Here is a 20196-nt window from a genome sequence, read left to right as displayed (position 1 = left end):
CACAGATGGGTCTCAGCATGTGAGACACCGTGACGGGAGGGAGTGAATCATTCAGTGCGGCGCGCTGTGCGCTGAACGCCCGTGCCACCGCCAACGAAATCTGAAGCCCGCATCCGTATCCTTGGTCGCTGGACGCAACCAACAGGGTGGATGGCTGTGGTACGACGTGGAACGCAGGGAGCACTTCTGGCCAGCCTGCTGCTGACCGGCATCGCGCAGGCGCAGCAGGCCGCGCCGGTCACAGTGCCCGACCCTGCGCCTGCTCCCCCTGCGGACGCACCGGCAGCAATCACCGCGCCGGTTTCCAGCACCCTGCCGCACGACAACGTCACCACCCTCGGTGAAGTGCGTGCGCTCAAGCCTGAAGACGACCAGCCGCTGGACCTGTACCGCTTCAAGAATCCGCTGAAGGCCGAGAACAACCGCTTCAGCCGCAACTGGAGCGAGCCGCCGTCGCCCGAACAGGTCAGCATGGCCGGGGGCTACATCATGATGGGCGTGGTCAAGGGCGTGATGGCGGCCGCAAAGGGAGTGAACAAGCTCACCGGTGGCCCGGACCAGATCCAGTCGGCCATCGCGCGGCCGCCACCGGAACTGAGCGCCGAGCAGCAACGGCGCGCACTGCAGTTCTGCGCGCAGCAGGACGGTTGCGGGGCACCGCCTCAGAAGTAGGCGGTATCCTGCGGACCTTCCCTTCGAGGCTGCCTGGATGCTGCTGCGTACCCTGTTCCTGCTTGCAACGCTGAGCCCGCTTGCCGCGTCCGCCAGCGAGCTGACCGATGGTGGCTCCTGCCGCAATGGCGCGTTTCCTTCGGAGCAATCGGGCTTTGCCCTGGCCAAGGTGGTCGGCACGCCGCGCCTGTACCTGCTGGGTGATATGGACGGCTGCCCCGCGAAGGGCGAACCCGCCTGCCGCCAGCGCAGCTACGTGGTGAGCGGCGATACGGTGGTGACCGGGCGCGATCTTGGCGATTACCGCTGCGCGTTCTTCCCGAACAAGGTGGGTGGCAGCGCAGGCTGGGTGGATCGCAGCAAGCTGCAGGCGTTGCCGGTTCCCGCCCCTACGCTGCAGGCCTGGTCGGGAGACTGGAAGGACAGTGACAACGGCCTGCGGATCCGCGTGCGCGACGGCCAGCTGCACGTGGAAGGCGATGCTTACTGGCCCTCGGCCAATCCGACGCTGGCCGAACGCCCGGGCGGCCCGAACATCGGCGCGGTGAGCGCGCAGGCGGTGCCGCGTGGCGCCCGGGTCGACTTCGTGGAGGACACCTGCACGGTGCACGCGCAGCTGTTGGGGGACGTGCTGATCGTGGCCGACAACAGCGAGTGCGGCGGCATGAACGTGCGCTTCAACGGTGTGTACCGGCGCGCGGGGAAACGTTGAGCGGCGCATTCCGTTGATCCACGCCGTGCGTGGATGGTGTTTGCGATCCAGTCGGTGGGGTCAGAGCCCTTTCGCACGCGAAAGGGATCCGACCCCGCGATCAGCGTCGTCGCTCAAGCCACCACAGCAGCGATGCGCACAGCACGAAGGCCAACCACCACGGCCAGCGCGGCCCCGGCACGCGCTGGTCCGCCTGCGTGGGTGCAGGTGCGGCAGCGGCCAGCCGTTGTGTGGTGGCATCGATCATCGCTTGCCGGTGCAGCGCTGGGGCCTGCTTCGGATCGAACACGTAGCGCCAGTGCGTGCGGTCGCCGTGCTGCAGGCGCTGCCAACCGGCCTGGCGTGGCCACCAGCCTGCGCATCGCGCTGTGCCGGTGCTGCTGTCGACGATCAACTGCACGCCCTTGCCGTGTGCGTCGAAGGCCTGCAGCGGTGCCTGCACGCCACACAGCGACTGGCGTTCGCCGGCCCAGGCCAGTGCCTGTGGCGACCATGGGCCTTCGGTGCCAGCCTGCGCGCGTGCCAGGGTGGCGAACACCGAGCTCCACAACTCGCCGTGGCGATCCTCGCGACCGGCCAGTACCCAGCGCCAGCTGTCAGTGATCGGCAGCATGCCGATGCGACCCTTGCCGACGGCGCGCCAACCGCCGATGGGCTTGCCGTCGCGATCCTGCAGCAGGGCGCGGCTGTCGGCAGCCTGCAGTGCCAGATACTCCAGCGCCGGCAGCGCCGCTGCATGGGACGCGCGGTCCGCTTCTTCGCCATCACCGGTGGGCAGGGTGCCGGCGGCAAGGGGCCCGCGACGTGCCTGCAGCATCGTGGCGTCACCCTCGCCTGGCATCGCCGCGACCTGGCTGCTGGCATCGCCCTGCAAAGACAGGCCGAGATCGCGCAGGCGTTGCCGTGCGCTGGCCGATGGCGCGCCGGTACTGCGCACCAGCAGGCCCAGGCCATCGCGCAGCGCCTGGCGCACGACTGCCATCTGACCCGCGCCGAGCGCGGCCAGGCTGCGTTCGTCGAGCAGCAGCAGGTCGCTGCGCGCCAGCGTGGCTGCGTCCAACGCCACGCTGCCATCGCCCAGGCTGAGGCCCGCACCGGTCTCGGCCTGCAGCTGCACGCGGATGCCGGCATCGGTGGCCCAACGACGCAGGTACTTCAGCTCGGCGCCCGGTGCAGCAGCGCGCACCAACAGGCGTAGCGGAGCGGCGGCCAGTGTCTGCTGCGGTACCGGCACGCTGTCGGCCACATGGCCCTGCGCATCCAGCAGGCGCAGCTGGAACACGCTACGGCCTTCGGCGCGGGCGACGCCGCTGAGCTGTACACGGCCATCGGCCGCCAGCGGTGCACGATCAACCACCGCGCCGGCCGGATCGAGCAGCTCGGCCTGCGCACGTTCCACGCCGCGTGCCTGTGCGTGCACATCGAAGCGCGCACCGGGAGCTACGTCCGCAGGCGGATGCAGCGTGATCCAACCGTTGAGCGCAGGCGCTGCCTGCCAGCGCGTATCGGTGGGCAGTGCGGCATCGCGGTCACGTGCGGCCAGGCCGGCACCGACCAGGGTCACCGTGGAGGACGGATAGCGGCGCAATGCGGTGGCCAGGTCCGGAACGCGCGCTGCACCCGCCACGTCCGTTGCTTCCGGCAGCAGCACCCGGGTGGCGCCGGCCGGCAGTGCACCCGCCTTGTCGGCCTCGGCGCCGATCACCACCAGGCCGGTCGGGGCAACGCGTTGTGATGGCGGCAGCAGGCAGACGTACAGCAGCGCAGCGGCGGCGGCCTGCAGCGTGAGTACGGCGATCAGACGGCCGCGACCCCGCGTGGGCGAACGCAGCTGGCGGGCACTGGCGACGAGCACGATCAGCCCCAGCACGAGCGCGATCCACACATTCAATGCCGATGTGCTCATGGCTGGGCCTCCAGCGCGTCGAGGTAGCGCTGCCCCATGGCATCGGCTGCACTGCGTCGCATCACCTGCGGCAGTGGCCGCTGCAGTGCGCGCCACAGCTGCGCACGCAGGCGCTGTCGGCACTCGGTGCAGCCGGGTTCGATGCGCAGTTGCTCGATGGCGGCAGCCAGGTCCAGTGCCTCGGGCAGGAAGGCGCTGTTGCGCTGCTGCCAAGCGGCCAGCATGTTCAGGTCGGGCGTACCGCCCTCGTCGCCCAATCGCTGCCAGGCCTCGACGACGGCTGGGTCAAGGGGCGTGCGCGCGGCCAGCGGCAGTGCGCGGCTGGCCAACCCGGCACGGTCGCCACTCAAGCGTCGGCCCTCGTCGATCGGCGGCAGCTCCGGGCCGACGCGGGCGAGGTAGATGCGCTCGGCCTGCTGCACCTGCTTGATGAATGCCAGCGCTTTGTAGGCAAACGGCAGGGCCTGCTCGGGGCGCCCCTGGCGCAGCTCGCCTTCGGCCGACCACATCTGGTCCAGTGCTGCCTTCAGTGTGGCGCGCGTCTGCGGGTCAAGCAGTGTCGCCGCCTCGGCGTGGTCGTGGGTATGCCCGTACTCGGACAGCACGTCGGTGGCACTGCCGAACACCGGCGGCGTGTCGCTGCCGTTGGCCGCGCCGCCGTGGTCGTGGCCGTGCTCGTCATGTGCGCCTGCCTGCGCCTCGTGATCGTGGTCATGATCGTCATCGTGCGCGTCCGCCGCGGGGGTATCGCTGGTGGGCAGGTCGCTGGTCGGCGGTGGCTTCGGCGCGCCCTCGCTTTCCTCGCCCAGGAACTGGCCGTAGCGCAGGCGCAGGATGCGCTGGTCGACGCCGATGGCATCGCTGCGCTTGATGAAGATATCGGCGGCAACGCCCCGGCGTTCGCGGATCAACGCCTCGGCATCGATGATGATCTGCCGCTGGCTGCGGAAGTACGCAGGCAGGGTCTTCTTGATGCGGCCTTCCAGTTCGGCACCGAGCACCGCTTCGGTGCTGGGCAGGCGCAGGATCACGCTGCTGCTGCGGCCGACCTGTGCTGTCGGCGCGTGGTTGTCGCGCACTTCCAGCTGGGCGATCACATCGTTGCCGGGCTGTGCGCCCAGCGCGGCCAGGTCGAGGGTGTGGGCAAAGCGCCGCGCCGTCGACTCGCCACTGCCGTTGAGGGTCACGCTGCGCCGGACGAAGGTGATGTTCTCGCCGCTGCCCTGGGTGGTGGTGATCGACAGTGTCGCCTGCGGGACGACGCCATGATCGTCGCTGGCCTCGAAGCGCAGCGCCCACTGCCGCTGTCCGGGACTGCCCAGCACCAGGCTGGCAGCGGGTTCGATCACGCGTACCGTGGGCGCACGGTCGGCGACCACGTCGAGCCGATGCAGGCGGGTGTCGGCCAGTGCCGGTTCGCTGACCACGCGATACAGCAGCGGGGTGCGCGCCACGTCCTGCGCCTGCCACTCGCCGTCGTGCTCGCGCAATGGCAGGCGACGGCCATCGTGGAACTGCAGCCAGGCCTTGCTGGGTGCACGGTCGAAGCGCAGCGACCAGGACAGGCGACTGTCGGCGGCGACCTTCGCGTCGAGTGCGTTCTGCGTACGCGTGGGTTGACCGGTGTAGGCCGGTGCATCGATGCGCAGGCGGGTGGACTGCAGGCGCAGTGGACCGGCCTGGCTGCTGCCTTGCGGCGGCGCAAGGGCGGCAGTGCGCGGTGCCGTGTTGTGCGGCCAACCCAGCGCCAGCACAGCGACGGCGATGCCGCCGATCCAGCCCAGCGCCATTGCCCTGCGCGGCCAACGTGGTCGCAGCTCGGGGAGATTGCGTTCAAGCGCCGCCAGCACGTGCATGCGCTGGCGTTGCTGCAACGGGTTGAGCGCAGTGACATCAGCAAACAGCAGGTCGGCGCTGTCTTCGCTGGCACCACTGGCATCCAGCCTGCGCTGCAGCCAGCGTCGATCCAGCTGCCGGGCGCGCGCGGTTGCCACGGCCGCAATGACGAGCAGGGACACGGTTGCGACGACGCAGGCGCTATCGAAACCGGACAGGCGCAACGCCAGTGCCGTTGCCGCCAACGCCCATGGCAGGCCCAGCAGCAGAGTGATCGCGGCGCGGCGCCGGCGTGCGCGCTGCCATGCCTGTTGCAGCGTCTTCATGGTGCAGCCCTGCGTCGCGCGCTGCTCGCCATCCAGCGCTCAAGCGCGAACAGCAGCGCGATCATCAACAGCAGCCAGGAGGTCGGTTCACGCAGGGGCGTCGTCGCCGCTGGCAGCGGCGCGCGACGTGGCGCCTGGTCCTGCGCATCGCCCAGGTGCGGGGTCGTTGGCGGTTGCAGGGCGTGCAGCAGGTCGCGCGGCAGGCGGACATCGCGGAGTGCACTGTTGCGGGCCACGTTCCATTCGCCGCGCAGATGCAGCAGTCGGCCTTGGCCGATGCGCTGCTGCCACAGCAGCGGTGCATTGTCTGCATCACGCAGCAGGACGGCTGCACCCGCGGGCGGCTTGGCAGCGGTCAGCACTGTGCCGCCCTGCTGCAGCCAGCGCTGCCAGGTGCCAGGCAGTACATCGGTGCCGGTCCACACGCCGATCTCGCCGCGACCCGGCAACGCATCGTCGGCCAGGGGCGCCGCCAGTGGTTGCGTGCTCCATGCGCGGTGCAACGCGCCCAGCCATTGCTGCGCTGCCGCCGGTGCATCGCTGCGCGTACGCAGGCGTGGCGCCATGGAGGCGTGCGCTGGTGCGGTGACGGCCAGCGTGTGCGGCTGCCACTGCACCTCGCGCGACAACTGCAGGCGGGCGCCATCAAGGCCGGGCAAGGGATCGGGTACGTGTACGGTCAGCGCGGTGCCGGCCGGCAGCTGCGCATCCAGCTCGCGCAGCAGGCTGGGCAGGGAAGCAGCGTCTGCCGGCGCAGGCTGGTCGATGGTGGGGAAGCCCGGCGCCAGCCAATGCCAGTTGCGTGCATCGGTGCTGCCGCGCAGCGCGGTCGCGTCCAGGCCCGGTGCCACCACCGTCCACGCCGCTGGCACCGGTGCAGGCCCGGTCAGCGCCGGGCGCGCCAGCAGCAGGGCCAGTGCGGCCAGCAACAGCAGGCGCACCAGCAACAGCGGCCAATCATCGAAGCGGATGCGCTGGCGTGGCCGTACCTGGGCGCGCAGCCAGCGCAGCGCGGCGAAATCCAGCGGCGTATAGGGATGACGACGGGCGAGGTGGATCAGCAGTGGCAACAGCCATGCGGCCAGCGCTGCCAGGCCCAGCGGAAACAGCAGGCTCATGCGCCGCCCCTGCGGCCGAACAGCGCCTGCAGCGGTTGGTCCAGCGGCTGGTCGAGCCAACCGGTGGCGGTGGCGATGCCACTGGACTGCAACCGCGCCCGCAGCGCGGCATGGGCCTCGGCGAAGCGCTGCAGGTAATCAGCGCGGATCGCGGCGCCATCGCCGAGCAGTTCCTCGCCCGTTTCCGGGTCGCGGAAACGATGGCCTGCGTCGAACGGGAAATCGCGCTCGTCGGCGGTCAGCACCTGCAGCAGCATCACCTCGCGGCGCGCGCTGGCCAGCTGCTCCAGCAGCACGATGCCCGCGTCATCGAAGCCATCGCCGATGGCCAGCAGCAGATCGCCGGGGCGAACGCGCTCCCACAATGGCCGCAGGCGCTCGGCGGCCGGCCATCCGCCACGCGCCTGCAGGGCCTGCAGGTGCAGGTGCACGCGGTCGCGCTGGCGCGCGCCATGTGCGGCTGGCACCAGCTGCAGGCCTTCGCCATCGATGGCCAGCAGGCCGAAGCGATCACCCTGCTGCAGCGCCAGCTCGACCACGCAGGCTGCCAGTTGCCGCATGTGATCCAGGCGGCTGCGTCCAGGTGCCGCACGGTCGGCCTGGCCCGCCGAGGCGGTGGCATCAAGCAGCAGCCAGACCGTGACGGGGCTTTCGCGCTCCGATTCGCGCACGAAGAAGCGGTCCGAGCGCGCGTACAGCTTCCAGTCGATCTGGCGTAGTTCGTCACCGGGTTCGTAGGCGCGGTACTGGGCGAACTCCAGGCCGGCACCGCGGCTGCGGCTGGCGTGCTGGCCGATGCCGCTTGCACCACTGGCCAGGCGTGGCCACAGCCGCAGTGCACGCAGTCGCGCACGCAGGTCGGGTGGCAGCAGCAGCGGCGCGCCGACGGTCACCAGTGGATCAACCCGGGAATGGAACGGCCTGCAGCAGTGCGGCGACTACGTCGTCGGCCCGCTTCTGCTCGGCCTCGGCGGCGAAGGACAGCAGCAGGCGATGACGCATCACCGGTGCGGCCAGCGCCTGCACATCCTCGCGGGTGGCGGCGAAACGTCCCTGCAGCAGTGCGCGCGCCTTGGCGGCCAGCACCAGCGACTGCCCGGCACGCGGGCCCGCACCCCATTTCACCCACTGGTTGATCGCCGCCGGCGCGCCCTCTCCGGGACGGCTGGCGCGCACCAGCCGGGTGATCCAGGCCAGTACGTCGGGGCTGACATGCACCTGGCGCACCGCCGCCTGCAGCGCGATCACCGCTTCGGCATCCATCACCTTTGGCACGCTTCCAGTGGCGTTACCGGTGGTCTGTTCCAGGATCTGCCGCTCTTCTTCCTCGCTGGGGTAATCGACCAGCACGTGCAGCAGGAAGCGGTCCAGCTGAGCTTCGGGCAACGGATAGGTACCGGCCTGTTCGATCGGATTCTGCGTGGCCAGCACGAAGAACGGCGCCGGCAGCGTGTAGGTCGTGCCGGCGTAGCTGACCGTGCGTTCCTGCATCGCTTCCAGCAGCGCCGCCTGGGTCTTCGGCGGAGTACGGTTGAGCTCGTCGGCCAGCAGCAGGTTGGTGAAGATAGGGCCCTGCTGGAAGCGGAAATGGCGATGGCCGGTACCGTGGTCTTCTTCCAGCAGTTCGGTGCCGAGGATGTCGCTGGGCATCAGGTCCGGGGTGAACTGCACGCGCCGGAACTGCAGCTCCAGTGCCTGCCCCAGCGAGCGAACCAGCAGGGTCTTGCCCAGCCCCGGCGCGCCTTCCAGCAGGCAGTGACCACCAGCCAGCAGGCCGATCAGCAACTGCTCAACCACCGTGTGCTGGCCGACCACGGCGTGGGCGAGCGCAGCGCGCAGATCGTGCAGGCGCGGCAGCAGGGTATCGAGGTCGGGGGAGGTCATGGGCGTGGTCCGTTCAATTGTTCAATGCGTACATCACGATGTTGACGCCGAAGCGGGTGTTGTCTTCGGCCAGGAAACGCTTGTTGCGCCAGTCGTAGTCCCACTCGCAGCCGTAGTCCTTGTTGCTGTAGAGCAGACCCAGCCGGCCATCGACGTCGATGCCCTTCAGGTAGTCGTGCACCAGGTCATCGCCCCAGCCGTTGAGCTCGAAGCTGGTTGCGGGAGGGCCGTCGGGGAAGCGGAAGAAGCTGCGGTACAGCGCGTGGCTGTTGGGCAGCTTCTGCAGCGCCTTCGGCCCGAACAGCCGGCCCATCTGCGCTTCGAACGAGGTGGCAAACAGGCCATCGATATCGTGGTTGCAGTCGTCGACGAATACGAAGCCCCCATTGCGCACGTAGCGCACGAAGTTCTGCCGTTCGGCGGCGTTGAACTCGACCAGGGTGTGCCCGGCCAGGTAGCAGAACGGCGCCTCCAGCATGCGTGGGTCGGCCAGGGCCACCACGCGTTCCTGCGGGTCCACACGCAAAGAGGTGTAGTCGATCAGCGAGGTGATCAGGTTGGACGGCATGCGCGCATCCACGTCCCAGTCACCGGAGTCGTACTGCAGACGGGTGAACCAGAAGTCGTAGCGCGAACTGCGCGGGCCTGCCTGCGCCCATGCCGGCAGCGCCGCCGCCGAAGCGGCAGCGGCCAACCAGCGCAGGCAGGCCCGCCGATCCATCAGACCGCGTCGGACAACGAGGTAAAGGTGAAATCGCGCAGCTTCATCGGCGGAATCATCATCACGAAGCTGGACTCGTCACCGGCCACGCGTACCGGCTTGCCCAGCTCTTCGATGTTGTTGAGCATGATCACCGGCGATTCGTTGAAGCGGAAGTTCTTCACCGGGTGCTTGATCTGCCCGTTCTCGATGTAGAAGGTGCCATCGCGGGTCAGGCCGGTCAGCAGCACGGTCTGCGGATCGACCATGCGGATGTACCAGGTGCGGGTGACCAGGATGCCCTTCTGGGTGCCGCGCACCAGTTCGGCGGTGTTCTTCTCGCCACCACTCATCAGCAGGTTGCCGGACGTGGCCTTGGCGGTCTTGCCCTGCTTCTGTGCCCAGAAGCGCGAATAGTCGAGGTTGGCGATCTTGCCGTTCTCGATGATGGCGATACGCTCGCGCGGCATGCCCTCGTTGTCCCACGGCAGCACCGGCGCATCCGGATGCCACGGGTCGGCATGCATGTTCACACGCGGATCGTAGACCTGCTCGCCCAGCTTGTTGCCGCCACCCTTTTTGGACAGGAAGCTGCGGCCTTCATCGGCCGAGCGAGCGCTGAAGAAGTTCATCATGAAGCTGATCAGGCCCGCAGCCGCCGCTGGCTCCAGGATCACCGTGTACTTGCCGGGCTCCAGTGCCTTGGCCTCCTGCGACTCGGTCGCCTTGCGCATGGCGATGCGGATGTCCTGGTCGGCCTTGAAGTCGGCCGCGTCTTTCAGGTTGCGACCCACCCAGCCCGAGCCACGGCCGTCTTCGGTGCGCACGGTGCAGGTGTAATCGAAGTTGGTAGTGCGCTGGTAGCCGAAGTTGCCGTTGCTGTTGGCCGTAGCGTAGAAGCCTTGGCCATCCTCGAGGAAGCCCGCAGCGATCAGCCCGTTGCCACGGCACGGCGCGATCGAATCGGCGGCGACCTTGGCGCGGAACGCCGGATCGATGGCGGCAGTGGATTCGCTGAAGGTCGGGCTGGCGCGGTAGCTCTGCTTGCCGATGGCCGGCATGAATTCCGGGTTCTCCGGGGCCAGGCGGGCCAGGTCTTCGGCGCGGCGCACCACGCGCTGCAGCGCGGCGTCGTCGAACTCGTTGATCGAAGCGGTACCCACGCGCTTGCCGAAGGCCACGGTGACGGCCAGTTCGGTGTTGTCGACGATGCCACTGGTGGACACGTTGTTCAGTGCGAAACGGATGTTGCCGTTGATCGATCCTGCCAGTACGGCGGTGCACTCATCGGCCTTGGACAGGGCGATGACCTTGTCGAGGATGGCCTTGGCCTGGGCTTCGGTGAAGATACTCATGGTGTAAGGGCTCCTGACCGGTCAGCCGAGGCTGCGTGCGGTGTTGATGACGTTGATGCCGTTGAAGCGCGCGGTCGACGACCCGTGCGAGACCGCCGAGACTTGGCCGGGCTGGCCCTTGCCGTCGAAGAACGAACCGCCCAGGCGGTAATCGCGCTCGTCGGCGACGGCGCTGCAGGCGTTCCAGAACTCCGGCGTGCGGATCTGGTAGGCCACGTCTTCAAGCATGCGGGTGATCTTTCCGTTCTTGATCTCGTAGAACAGCTGGCCGCCGAACTGCGCGTTGTAGCGCTGCTGGTCGATCGAGAACGAACCGTCACCGATGATGTAGATGCCGTTCTCCACGTCCTTGATCATGTCCGACACGCTCAGCGGCGACTTGCCCGGCGCCATCGACACGTTGGCCATGCGCTGGAACTGCACGCTGGACCACGAGTCGGCGTAGCAGCAGCCATCGGATTCGGTCTTGCCGAGGATGTGGGCCTGGTCGCGGATGGTCTGGTAGTCCACCAGTTTGCCGTTGCTGATCAGGTCCCAGCGCTTGCACTTCACGCCTTCGTCGTCGTACGCGACTGCGCCGAGGCTGCCCGGCTGGGTCTTGTCGGCGAAGATGTTCACGTGTTCGCTGCCGTACTGGAAGTGCTGCTCGCGCTTGTCCAGGGTGGCGAAGCTGGTGCCGGCATAGTTGGCTTCGTAGCCGAGCACGCGGTCCAATTCCAGCGGGTGGCCGATCGACTCGTGGATGGTCAGCCAGGTATGCGACGGATCCAGGATCAGGTCGTACTTGCCAGGCTTCACCGACGGCGCCTTCAGCTTCTCCTGCGCCTGCTTGGCCGCTGCGATGGCGTCTTCCTTCATGTCGTAGGACGAGCCGTAGTTGACCACGCCGTTGGGCGTGAGCACCTTGCCGGCAGCTGCGCCATCGAGGTACTCGTAGCCCAGGCCCATCGGTGCGGACAGGCCTTCGCGGGTGCGGAACTTGCCGCTGGCCTTGTCGATGGCGGTGATCGTCATCGGTGCCCAGATGCGGTGCACGTCCTGGTCGATGTAGGAGCCGTCGGTGGAGGCGAAGTACTTCTGCTCGTTCACCAGGAACAGCATCGAATTGACGAAGCTGGCGCCAGCGCCCATCGCCGCAGCGTTGACGTCCAGCAGCAGGTCGACCTTCTCCTTGATCGGCACCTCCATCGCATTCTTGCGGATCGGCGTCTTCCAGCTGACTTCGCCCACGCCCGGCGCCTTGGCCAGCTGCACCGGCGCGGTCTGCACGCCCGCGTTGGCCTTGGCGATGGCCGCCGCCTGCTGCGCGGCACGGGCCACGTCGGCAGTGCTGAGCGCATTGGTGGCGGCAAAGCCCCAGGCGCCGTTGACGATCACGCGGATGCCCACACCGGTGGACTCGGTGTTGACCACGTTCTGCACCTTGTCTTCGCGGGTGATCACGAACTGCCGCAGGTAGCGGCCGATGCGCACGTCGCAGTAGGTGGCGCCGGCGCTGCGTGCGGCCTGCAGGGCGGCGTCGGCCAGGCGCTTTTTCAGCGCAGGGTCGAGGCTGGACTGCAGTTGCTCGGCGGCGATCGCCTTGCCGAAGAACGACGGCACGATCAGGCCGCCAGCGGTAAGCCCGGTCAGGGCCAGGAAGTCACGTCTGTGCAAGGCTGCTCTCCATGAAGGACGGGTGGCTCAAGCGCCGAGACTGCGCGCGGTGTTGATGATGTTGATGCCGTTGAAACGGGTGGTGGACGAACCGTGCGAGACCGCTGACACCTGGCCGGGCTGGCCCTTGCCGTCGAAGAACGAACCGCCGAGGCGGAAATCGCGTTCATCGCAGATGGCGGTGCAGGCGTTCCAGAACTCCGGCGTGCGGATCTGGTAGGCCGCATCCTCGACCATGCCGGTGATCTTTCCGTTCTTGATCTGGTAGTACAGCTGGCCGCCGAACTGCGCGTTGTAGCGCTGCTGGTCGATGGAATAGGAGCCACGGCCGTGGATGTAGATGCCGTTCTCCACGTCCTTGACCATGTCCTCCACGCTGAGCGGCGCCTTGCCCGGTGCCAGCGAGACATTGGCCATGCGCTGGAACTGCACGCTGGACCACGAGTCGGCATAGCTGCAGCCATGCGAGGCGTCGCGGCCGAGGATGTGCGCTTCATCGCGGGTGGCCTGGTAATCGACCAGGATGCCGTCGCGCACCAGGTCCCAGCGCTGGGTCTTCACCCCTTCGTCGTCGTAGCCGACCGCACCGAGGCTGCCCGGCTGGGTCTTGTCGGCGAAGAAGGTGACGATGTCGCTGCCCCAGCGGAAACCGGCATCGCGCTTGTCCAGGGTGGCGAAGCTGGTGCCGGCGTAGTTGGCTTCGTAGCCGAGTACGCGGTCCAGCTCCAGTGGATGGCCGACGTTCTCGTGGATGGTGAGGAACAGGTTGGACGGATCCAGCACCAGATCGTACTTGCCAGGCTTCACCGAGGGCGCCTTCAGCTTCTCGCGCGCGTGGCGGGCGGCGGCGATGGCGTCCTCGACCGGGTCATAGGAATCGCGGTACGCGGTGATGCCACCGGGCAGCTGCACCTTGCCACGTGCCTCGCCATCGAGGAATTCGTAGCCCATGCCCATCGGCGAGGACAGGCCGGCGCGGGTGCGGAACCTGCCGCTGGCCTTGTCGATGGCGGTGGCGGTGAACGGCAGCCAGATACGGTGGATGTCCTGGTCGATGAACGAGCCGTCGCTGGAAGCGAAGTACTTCTGCTCGTTGACCAGGAACAGGGTGGAATTGATGTAGTCGGCGCCCGCATTCAGCGCGGCGGCATTGAGCGCCAGCAGCAGCTCGACCTTGTCCTGGATCGGCACTTCCATCGCATTGCGGCGGATCGGCGTCTGCCAGCGCACCTCGCCTACCGCCGGGGTGGGCGCCAGCTGCACCGGACGGGTCTGGATGCTGGCATTGGCGCGGGCGATGGCGGTGGCCTGCTCGACGGCGGTGCGCACCGCCGCTTCGGTCTGCTGGTGGGTGGCGGCGAATCCCCAGGCACCGTTGACGATCACCCGCACGCCCACACCGGACGATTCGCGGTTGGTCACGTTGCCGACCTGGTGCTCGCGGGTGATCACCGACTGGTTGAGGTAGCGGCCGATGCGCACGTCGCAGTAGCTGGCCTTGGCCGCGCGTGCGGCGGCAAGGGCGACCTCGGCCAGGCGTCGGCGTTTGGCCAGGTCGACCGGGGCCAGCAACTGCTCGGCGGCGATCAGCCGCGAATGCGGCAGGACCAGGCCCGCCAGGCCCAGACCGGAAAATGCCAGGAACTCACGTCGTTGCACTGCGTCTCTCTCTCACTTCCGTGCGGCCGGCAAAGGACCGATCCGATCACGTCAACTCCTCGACTTTCGCCAGCGGCGGGCATTCGGGCAAGTGACTGCAGTCATGGTAGGGGTGGGTTCGGCAGGGCTGCGCCCTGCACCTGCAGAGGCCGAATCAACGGCAACAGCCGAAGCAACGGCAACAGCGGGCTATCTGTGGGATGGCGGGGCGGTGTGGGCTGGCAGGACACGCCGTAAACCCGTCCATGGGGGCTCGATGGCGCCATCCATGGCGCCAACGGTCCTGCCACCCCACACCGCCCCACCTCTGACAGTTCCCTGCGGCTGTTGGTAGGTGTCGACCTTGGTCGACACATCTGTCAGATATCGAAATAAATCTGGGGTCAGATCCCGTTGCGTAGCAACGGGATCTGACCCCGTGCCGTTCCGACAGATCGCGGTCAACTGTCGAAGGCGGGGTGGGTCCGGTTGAGGGGGTGTGAGCGGCATGGATGCCGCGACCAAGCCCCCATGGATGGGTTTACGGCGTCCCCCTCAACCGGACCCACCCCGCCAACCCACAGGGAACCAGCTTTTGCTGTTGCTTCGGCTGTTGCTTCGGCCGTTGCCGTTGCCTCTGCGGGTGCAGGGCGCAGCCCTGCTCAGTAACCCCCTCGTGCACAATGAGGCTGACCCCGCCTGGACGCCGTCTCGATGTCGAGCAAGCCGTATTCAGAAGCCTGCGAACGTAACCGCGAACCGATCGCAGCTGCGCTCGACCCGTGGATGGGCGATCGCCACCGGGTGCTGGAGATCGGCAGCGGCACCGGCCAGCATGCGGCCTTCTTCGCCGAGCGCTGGCCATGGCTGCGCTGGCAGCCCAGCGACCATCCCGATCATCTGTCCGGCATCGAGGCCTGGCGCGCGGAGGCGGCGCTGCTGAACCTGCTGCCGCCAGTGGCGCTGCAGGTCGAGTTGCCGCCTGCCACCGGCCTGAGCCTGCCGGAAGGCAGCACGTTCGATGCCGCCTTCAGTGCCAATACCCTGCACATCATGAGCTGGGAACACGTGCAGGCCCTGTTCGCCGCACTGCCGCCACTGCTGCGCCATGGCGCGCTGCTGTCGGTGTACGGCCCGTTCAATTACGGCGGCCGTTACAGCAGCGACAGCAATGCGCAGTTCGATGGCTGGCTGAAAGCGCGTGATCCGCGCAGCGGCATCCGCGATATCGAAGCAGTGCAGGCGCTGGCCGCAGACAACGGCTTTACCCGACTGGGTGACGTGGCCATGCCGGCCAACAACCGCCTGCTGCTGTGGCGCCTGGGCTGAACCACCGGTAGTGCCGGCCGCTGGCCGGCAACACATTGTCCGGGAAGGGCAGATGCCGGCCAGCGGCCGGCACTACCATCTGCCGCTATTACGCCACCTGCACGATATGCAGCGCTTTCGGGTTGCGCCACTGCGCCAGCAGCACCGCTTCGCGGGCCTTGGCCTTTTCGAAGTGCGCTTCCTTGACGTGACCGAAGCCACGGATGTGCTCGGGCACGCTGGCGATCTCCACTGCCAGTGCCAGGCGATCGTCATCCAGGCCGTCCAGCAGCACCTGCACGGTCGCCTCGTAATCGCCGATCAGCTTGCGCTCCATGCGGCGCTCCTCGGTGCGGCCGAACACATCCAGGCGACCGCCTCGCAGGAACTTGAGTTTCGCCAGCAGGCCGAACGCCTTGAACATCCACGGGCCATATTCCTTCTTCAGCAACCGGCCCTGTTCGTCCTTCTTCGCGAACAGCGGCGGCGCCAAGTGGAAGCGCAGCTGGTAATCGCCCTCGAACTGCTGCTGCAGGCGGCGTTGGAAATCGCCGCTGGTGTACAGGCGCGCCACTTCGTACTCGTCCTTGTACGCCATCAGCTTGAACAGGTAGCGGGCCACGGTCTCGGTCAACGCGGTGGAGCCGCCGATGCGCTCGGCCTCGGTCGCGCGCACGCGTTCGACCAGCGTGCGGTAGCGGTTGGCGTAGGCGGCATCCTGGTAGTCGGTCAGGAAGGCCGAGCGGCGCTCGATCATCTCGTCCAGCGAGCGTGACAGGCGCGCGTCGTCCAACGGCAGGAAGGCGACATCGCCGCCATGGGTCGGCAGTCCACGCAGCTCGCGCTCGTCACCGGTGTTGCGCGGTGCGGCGGTCGCGCCCCACTCGTTGCCTTCCCATTCGCCCGGCGGCAGTGCATGCAGCGGGCCCGGCGTGTTTTCGGTGTCGGTATGGCGGTTGCGCACCACGCCTGCCGCCTGCTGCACGGCCTGCGGATCGACCGCGGCCAGGCGTCCCCAGGCGAAGGCCTGCTGGTTCATCGCCACGGCCGCGCCATTCAGTTCGATGGCACGCATCAACGACTCGAACGACAGCGGCACCAGGCCCTGCTGCCAGGCGTAGCCGAGGATGAACAGGTTGGCGGCGATCGCATCGCCGAGCAACGCGGTGGCCAGCTGGGTCGCGTCCAGCAGCAGCGGATCTTCGCCACCCAGAGCCACGCGCACGCCGGCGATGATGTCGGCGGCGGGGAACTGCATGTCCGGGCGTGTGGTGAACGTGCCCGGCATCGCTTCATAGGTGTTGAGCACCACCTGCGAACGGCCGGCGCGCACCTTCGACAGCGCCCAGTAGTCGTTCACCACCACCATGTCGCAGCCCAGCACCAGGTCGGCTTCACCGGCGGCGATGCGCACCGCATGGATGTCGTCCGGGCGGCGGGCGATGCGGATGTGCGTGGTCACCGCGCCACCCTTCTGCGCCAGGCCGGTCTGGTCGAGCACCGAGGCACCCTTGCCTTCAAGGTGACCGGCCATGCCCAGCAGGGCGCCGATGGTCACCACGCCGGTGCCGCCAACGCCGGTGATCAGGATGTTCCAGGGCTGCTCCAGGGTGCCGCGCACCACCGGTGCCGGCAGGTTGTCCAGCAGCGTGGAGGCATCGCGCTTGCTGCCCTTGCGTGGCTGGCCACCGTGCACGGTGACGAAGCTCGGGCAGAAGCCGTTGACGCAGGAATAGTCCTTGTTGCAGTTGGACTGGTCGATGTCACGCTTGCGCCCGAACTCGGTTTCCTTTGGCAGCACCGACACGCAGAAGCTCTTCTTGCCGCAGTCGCCACAGCCTTCGCAGACCAGCGAATTGATCATCACCCGCTTCTGCGGATCTTCCAGCTTGCCGCGCTTGCGGCGGCGGCGCTTCTCGGTGGCGCAGGTCTGTTCGTAGATCAGGATCGAAACGCCCTTCACTTCGCGCAGGCGCTTCTGTACCGCATCCAGCTCGCTGCGGTCGTGGAACTCCACGTCGCTGGGGAAATGCTCGCGCTGGCGCGTCCACTTGGTGATGTTGTCCGACAGCACCATGATGGTGTGGATGCCCTCGGCACGCATCTGCCTTGCGATGTCCGGCACGCTCAGCGGACCGTCCACCGGTTGTCCGCCGGTCATCGCCACCGCATCGTTGTAGAGGATCTTGTAGGTGATGTTGACGCCGGCGGCGATCGCCTGGCGGATCGCCAGTGAACCGCTGTGGAAATAGGTGCCGTCGCCCAGGTTCTGGAACACGTGCTGGGTATCGGTGAACGCGGCCTGCCCGGCCCACGTCACGCCTTCGCCACCCATGTGGGTGAAGGTATCGGTGCTGCGGTCCATCCAGGTCACCATGTAATGGCAACCGATGCCGGCCAGCGCACGCGAGCCTTCCGGCACGGTGGTGGAGGTGTTGTGCGGGCAGCCGGAGCAGTAGTGCGGAACGCGCGGGAAGCTGGCGCGTGGCAACGCGAGCTCGGCTTCCTTTTCCTGCATCCACTGCAGGCGCTGCTCGATGGAGTCGTTGTTGAAGAACTTCTGGATGCGGCGACCGATCACGCCGGCGATGGTGGCGGGGGTCAGTTCGCCGGTGGACGGCAGGATCCACTCGCCGGCCTCGTCGTACTTGCCGACGATGGACGGGCGCTGGCCCCAGCTGGCCGGCCAGTTGAAGAACTGTTCCTTCATCTGGCGCTCGATGAAGGCGCGCTTCTCCTCCACCACGATGATGTCTTCCAGGCCCTGCGCGAAGCGCGCGATGCCTTCCGGCTCCAGCGGCCAGGTCATGCCGACCTTGTACACGCGGATGCCGATGTCGGCGCAGGCCTGCTCGTCCAGGCCCAGGTATTCCAGCGCCTGCAGTACGTCCAGGTAGCTCTTGCCGGTGGTGACGATGCCCAGCCGCGCACGCGGCGCGTCCATCACCACCTTGTCGATGCCGTTGGCACGGGCGAAGGCCTGCGCGGCTTTCACCGCGTAGCGGTGCAGGCGCATCTCCTGGTCCAGCGGCGGATCGGGCCAGCGGATGTTGAGGCCACCGGCGGGCATGTCGAAGTCTTCCGGCAGCACGATGCGCCGGGCCAGTGGATCGACCTCGACCGAGGCCGACGATTCCACCGTCTCGGCGATCGTCTTGAAACCGACCCAGCGCCCGGTGTAACGGCTCATCGCCCAGCCGAGCAGGCCCATGTCGAGGATGTCCTGCACGCCGGCCGGGTTCAGCACCGGCATCATCGCGCTGACGAATTCGTCTTCGCTGCCATGCGGCAACGTCGAACTGCGGCAGGCGTGGTCATCGGCAGCCAGTGCCAGCACACCACCATGGCGCGAGGTGCCGGCGGCATTGGCGTGCTTGAACACGTCGCCGCAGCGGTCCACGCCTGGGCCTTTGCCGTACCACATGCCGAACACGCCCTGCACGTTGGCGCCGGGGAACAGGTTGGTCTGCTGGGTGCCCCACACCATGGTCGCGCCCAGGTCCTCGTTGAGGCCGGGGGTGAACTTCACCTTGGCCGCTTCCAGATGCTTGCGCGCACGCCACAGTTCCAGGTCGAAACCGCCCAGCGGGCTGCCGCGATAGCCACTGATGAAGCCGGCGCTGTCGATGCCGGTGGCCTCGTCGCGCAGGCGCTGCATCAGCGGCAGCCGCACCAGCGCCTGCACGCCACTCAGGTAGATCCGTCCTTCGTTGCGGGTGTACTTGTGGTCGAGCGTGTAATCACGGTCGAGCAGGTCGGCGGAGGCGGGTGAGGTGAGTTGCGCGGTACTGGTCATGGCTGGCCTGGTCAGGATCGGCTGGCACCGGCCGCGCAGGTACACGCGGCGGGAAAGGCGCGAATTGTAACAGTGGGGGGCGAAGGCCCCGGCACTCGCGCCAAGGACGTGCTGGGGTTAGGATCGGGGTGAGAGAGGGAGGGTTGGTGTTTCAACCTTGGGGGAATCTGGATGTCAGTTGCAGGACAGTTCCTGGCCGGCGTGTTGCTGGTCTCGGGAGCGGCCACTGCGTGGGCCGCGCCGGCATTGCCGGCACCGCAGGAGTTCTATTTCGACAGCGACGCCGCCGCCGCGCCGATCATAGTGGTGCAGGGTGAAGGCGAAGACCTGGTGGCACAGCTGCTGAAGCACCGCGAGCGTGGCCGCAAGGGGTTGGAAGCTACGGCGCAGCTGGCGTCGGTGGCCATCGCACAGGGGCGCGCGGAGCTGGGCGACAAGCTCTACCACGAGGCACTGGCCGAAGCGCCGGTGCAGAGCGCGCTGGGCCGCGGCGTACGCTGGAACTATGGCTGGGACCTGTTGCGGCAGGGCCAGGCACTGGCTGCGCTGGAGCAGTGGCAGGCCGCGGCCAGCACCCTGCGCAGCAATCCCGGCTGGGTGCCGCCGAGCTATGCGTTGGCGCTGTGGCGGGCAGGCCAGCAGCAGGAAGCAGTGAAGTGGTACGCCGCTGCCGTACGCACCGAGCCGGGGCAATGGCGCGACAGCAGTCGTTACGCGCAGCTGTTGCCGGGCTGGCGCGATGACGAACGCGCGACGCTGGCCGAAGTACAGCAGGCCTGGGCGGCCGCGCCACCAGCCTGGCCCTGAGGGTGGGGGTTCGGCCGGGTTGCACCCGGCACCCGCAGAGGCAACGGCCAAAGCCAAAGCCAAAGCGGGTTTGCTGGGGGATGGCGGGGCACTGTGGGTTTGCGGGGCCGCCGTAAACCCGTCCATGGGGGCTTGGTCGCGGCATCCATGCCGCTCACACCCCGCAAACCCACAGTGCCCCGCCTTCGACAGGTTTCCGCTGCTGTTGGTAGGTGTCGACCTTGGTCGACACGTAGATCCACGCCATGCGTGGATGAATCTGCATCGGAATCGAATGATCGATATCTGATCGAAATGCAGCCGAGCGTGGGCTCGGCGCTACAAAAAGCGGCCAGAAAACCGGCTTTTGCTTTTGCTCTTCTTTTTTCTTTTCCGTGGCTGATCGCCCCCGGAAACTGTTCGTGGCCGGGCGGGTAGGCTGCGCAGGGGCGTGAGCCGCATGGATGCGGCGACCGAGCTTACAGGGACGTACTTGCAGCGTC

General features: G+C 67.7%; 14 protein-coding genes. 4 read left to right on the top strand and 10 right to left on the bottom strand.

Annotation, left to right across the window (positions count from 1 at the left end):
- Positions 1–150: 150 nt before the first annotated feature.
- Both MRBLST15_RS15995 and MRBLST15_RS15990 read left to right on the top strand, forming a co-directional pair.
- The gene (locus MRBLST15_RS15995; protein WP_265951981.1) at positions 151–672 is read left to right on the top strand and encodes a hypothetical protein; all 522 of its coding nucleotides are present in this window, start codon (positions 151–153) and stop codon (positions 670–672) included.
- A 37-nt stretch (positions 673–709) separates the two neighbouring features.
- Positions 710–1384 (top strand): hypothetical protein, encoded by a 675-nt coding sequence (locus tag MRBLST15_RS15990; RefSeq protein ID WP_367786728.1) that lies wholly within the window; start codon positions 710–712, stop codon positions 1382–1384.
- A 100-nt stretch (positions 1385–1484) separates the two neighbouring features.
- Here the strand turns inward: MRBLST15_RS15990 and MRBLST15_RS15985 are convergent, their stop codons facing one another.
- From MRBLST15_RS15985 to MRBLST15_RS15945, 9 genes are read right to left on the bottom strand one after another with little or no spacing between them, the layout of a single operon-like run.
- On the bottom strand, positions 1485–3290 hold the full coding sequence (locus MRBLST15_RS15985) for a hypothetical protein (protein ID WP_367786726.1): 1806 nt from the start codon (positions 3288–3290) through the stop codon (positions 1485–1487).
- Entirely contained in the window at positions 3287–5452 is a 2166-nt protein-coding gene (locus MRBLST15_RS15980; protein WP_367786724.1) for a hypothetical protein, read from the bottom strand. Before MRBLST15_RS15980 ends, MRBLST15_RS15985 begins: the two co-directional genes overlap by 4 nt.
- On the bottom strand, positions 5449–6570 hold the full coding sequence (locus MRBLST15_RS15975; RefSeq protein ID WP_367786722.1) for a BatA domain-containing protein: 1122 nt from the start codon (positions 6568–6570) through the stop codon (positions 5449–5451). Before MRBLST15_RS15975 ends, MRBLST15_RS15980 begins: the two co-directional genes overlap by 4 nt.
- Entirely contained in the window at positions 6567–7463 is an 897-nt protein-coding gene (locus MRBLST15_RS15970) for a DUF58 domain-containing protein (protein ID WP_367786720.1), read from the bottom strand. The genes MRBLST15_RS15975 and MRBLST15_RS15970 overlap by 4 nt, the downstream gene beginning before the upstream one ends.
- A gap of 7 nt (positions 7464–7470) precedes the next feature.
- Entirely contained in the window at positions 7471–8454 is a 984-nt protein-coding gene (locus MRBLST15_RS15965) for an AAA family ATPase (protein WP_367786718.1), read from the bottom strand.
- A 13-nt stretch (positions 8455–8467) separates the two neighbouring features.
- The gene (locus tag MRBLST15_RS15960; protein ID WP_165375911.1) at positions 8468–9175 is read right to left on the bottom strand and encodes a DUF4159 domain-containing protein; all 708 of its coding nucleotides are present in this window, start codon (positions 9173–9175) and stop codon (positions 8468–8470) included.
- Positions 9175–10509, bottom strand: coding sequence for a TldD/PmbA family protein (locus MRBLST15_RS15955; protein WP_367786716.1), 1335 nt, complete (start codon positions 10507–10509; stop codon positions 9175–9177). The genes MRBLST15_RS15960 and MRBLST15_RS15955 overlap by 1 nt, the downstream gene beginning before the upstream one ends.
- A 21-nt stretch (positions 10510–10530) precedes the next feature.
- Positions 10531–12165: a TldD/PmbA family protein gene (locus tag MRBLST15_RS15950; protein WP_025876010.1), complete on the bottom strand. Its 1635-nt coding sequence runs from the start codon at positions 12163–12165 to the stop codon at positions 10531–10533.
- Positions 12166–12192: 27 nt separating this feature from the next.
- Positions 12193–13824, bottom strand: a complete 1632-nt coding sequence (locus MRBLST15_RS15945; protein WP_367786714.1) for a TldD/PmbA family protein — start codon at positions 13822–13824, stop codon at positions 12193–12195.
- Between the two features lie 693 nt (positions 13825–14517).
- On the opposite strand from MRBLST15_RS15945, the gene MRBLST15_RS15940 reads away from it, so the two are divergent.
- A complete protein-coding gene (locus MRBLST15_RS15940; protein ID WP_367786713.1) occupies positions 14518–15132 on the top strand; it encodes a DUF938 domain-containing protein in 615 nt (204 codons plus the stop codon).
- A gap of 88 nt (positions 15133–15220) precedes the next feature.
- Here MRBLST15_RS15940 and MRBLST15_RS15935 read toward each other — a convergent pair whose 3' ends face one another.
- Positions 15221–18907: an indolepyruvate ferredoxin oxidoreductase family protein gene (locus tag MRBLST15_RS15935; protein ID WP_367786712.1), complete on the bottom strand. Its 3687-nt coding sequence runs from the start codon at positions 18905–18907 to the stop codon at positions 15221–15223.
- A gap of 171 nt (positions 18908–19078) precedes the next feature.
- Between MRBLST15_RS15935 and MRBLST15_RS15930 the strand changes: the two genes are divergently transcribed.
- Entirely contained in the window at positions 19079–19714 is a 636-nt protein-coding gene (locus tag MRBLST15_RS15930; protein WP_265951993.1) for a tetratricopeptide repeat protein, read from the top strand.
- Positions 19715–20196 lie beyond the last annotated feature (482 nt).

It is taken from the genome of Stenotrophomonas sp. LST15-1-1.1 (assembly GCF_040815575.1).
In the GTDB taxonomy this organism is placed as follows: domain Bacteria; phylum Pseudomonadota; class Gammaproteobacteria; order Xanthomonadales; family Xanthomonadaceae; genus Stenotrophomonas; species Stenotrophomonas lactitubi_B.
This window is presented reverse-complemented; position numbering and strand designations above follow the sequence as displayed.

What these genes read in the sequence shown, in the direction of transcription:
- MRBLST15_RS15995 (WP_265951981.1), top strand. Translation starts at nt 151, where the DNA reads ATGGCTGTGGTACGACGTGGAACGCAGGGAGCACTTCTGGCCAGCCTG.
- MRBLST15_RS15990 (WP_367786728.1), top strand. Translation starts at nt 710, where the DNA reads ATGCTGCTGCGTACCCTGTTCCTGCTTGCAACGCTGAGCCCGCTTGCC.
- MRBLST15_RS15985 (WP_367786726.1), bottom strand. Translation starts at nt 3,290, where the DNA reads ATGAGCACATCGGCATTGAATGTGTGGATCGCGCTCGTGCTGGGGCTG.
- MRBLST15_RS15980 (WP_367786724.1), bottom strand. Translation starts at nt 5,452, where the DNA reads ATGAAGACGCTGCAACAGGCATGGCAGCGCGCACGCCGGCGCCGCGCC.
- MRBLST15_RS15975 (WP_367786722.1), bottom strand. Translation starts at nt 6,570, where the DNA reads ATGAGCCTGCTGTTTCCGCTGGGCCTGGCAGCGCTGGCCGCATGGCTG.
- MRBLST15_RS15965 (WP_367786718.1), bottom strand. Translation starts at nt 8,454, where the DNA reads ATGACCTCCCCCGACCTCGATACCCTGCTGCCGCGCCTGCACGATCTG.
- MRBLST15_RS15960 (WP_165375911.1), bottom strand. Translation starts at nt 9,175, where the DNA reads ATGGATCGGCGGGCCTGCCTGCGCTGGTTGGCCGCTGCCGCTTCGGCG.
- MRBLST15_RS15955 (WP_367786716.1), bottom strand. Translation starts at nt 10,509, where the DNA reads ATGAGTATCTTCACCGAAGCCCAGGCCAAGGCCATCCTCGACAAGGTC.
- MRBLST15_RS15940 (WP_367786713.1), top strand. Translation starts at nt 14,518, where the DNA reads ATGTCGAGCAAGCCGTATTCAGAAGCCTGCGAACGTAACCGCGAACCG.
- MRBLST15_RS15935 (WP_367786712.1), bottom strand. Translation starts at nt 18,907, where the DNA reads ATGACCAGTACCGCGCAACTCACCTCACCCGCCTCCGCCGACCTGCTC.
- MRBLST15_RS15930 (WP_265951993.1), top strand. Translation starts at nt 19,079, where the DNA reads ATGTCAGTTGCAGGACAGTTCCTGGCCGGCGTGTTGCTGGTCTCGGGA.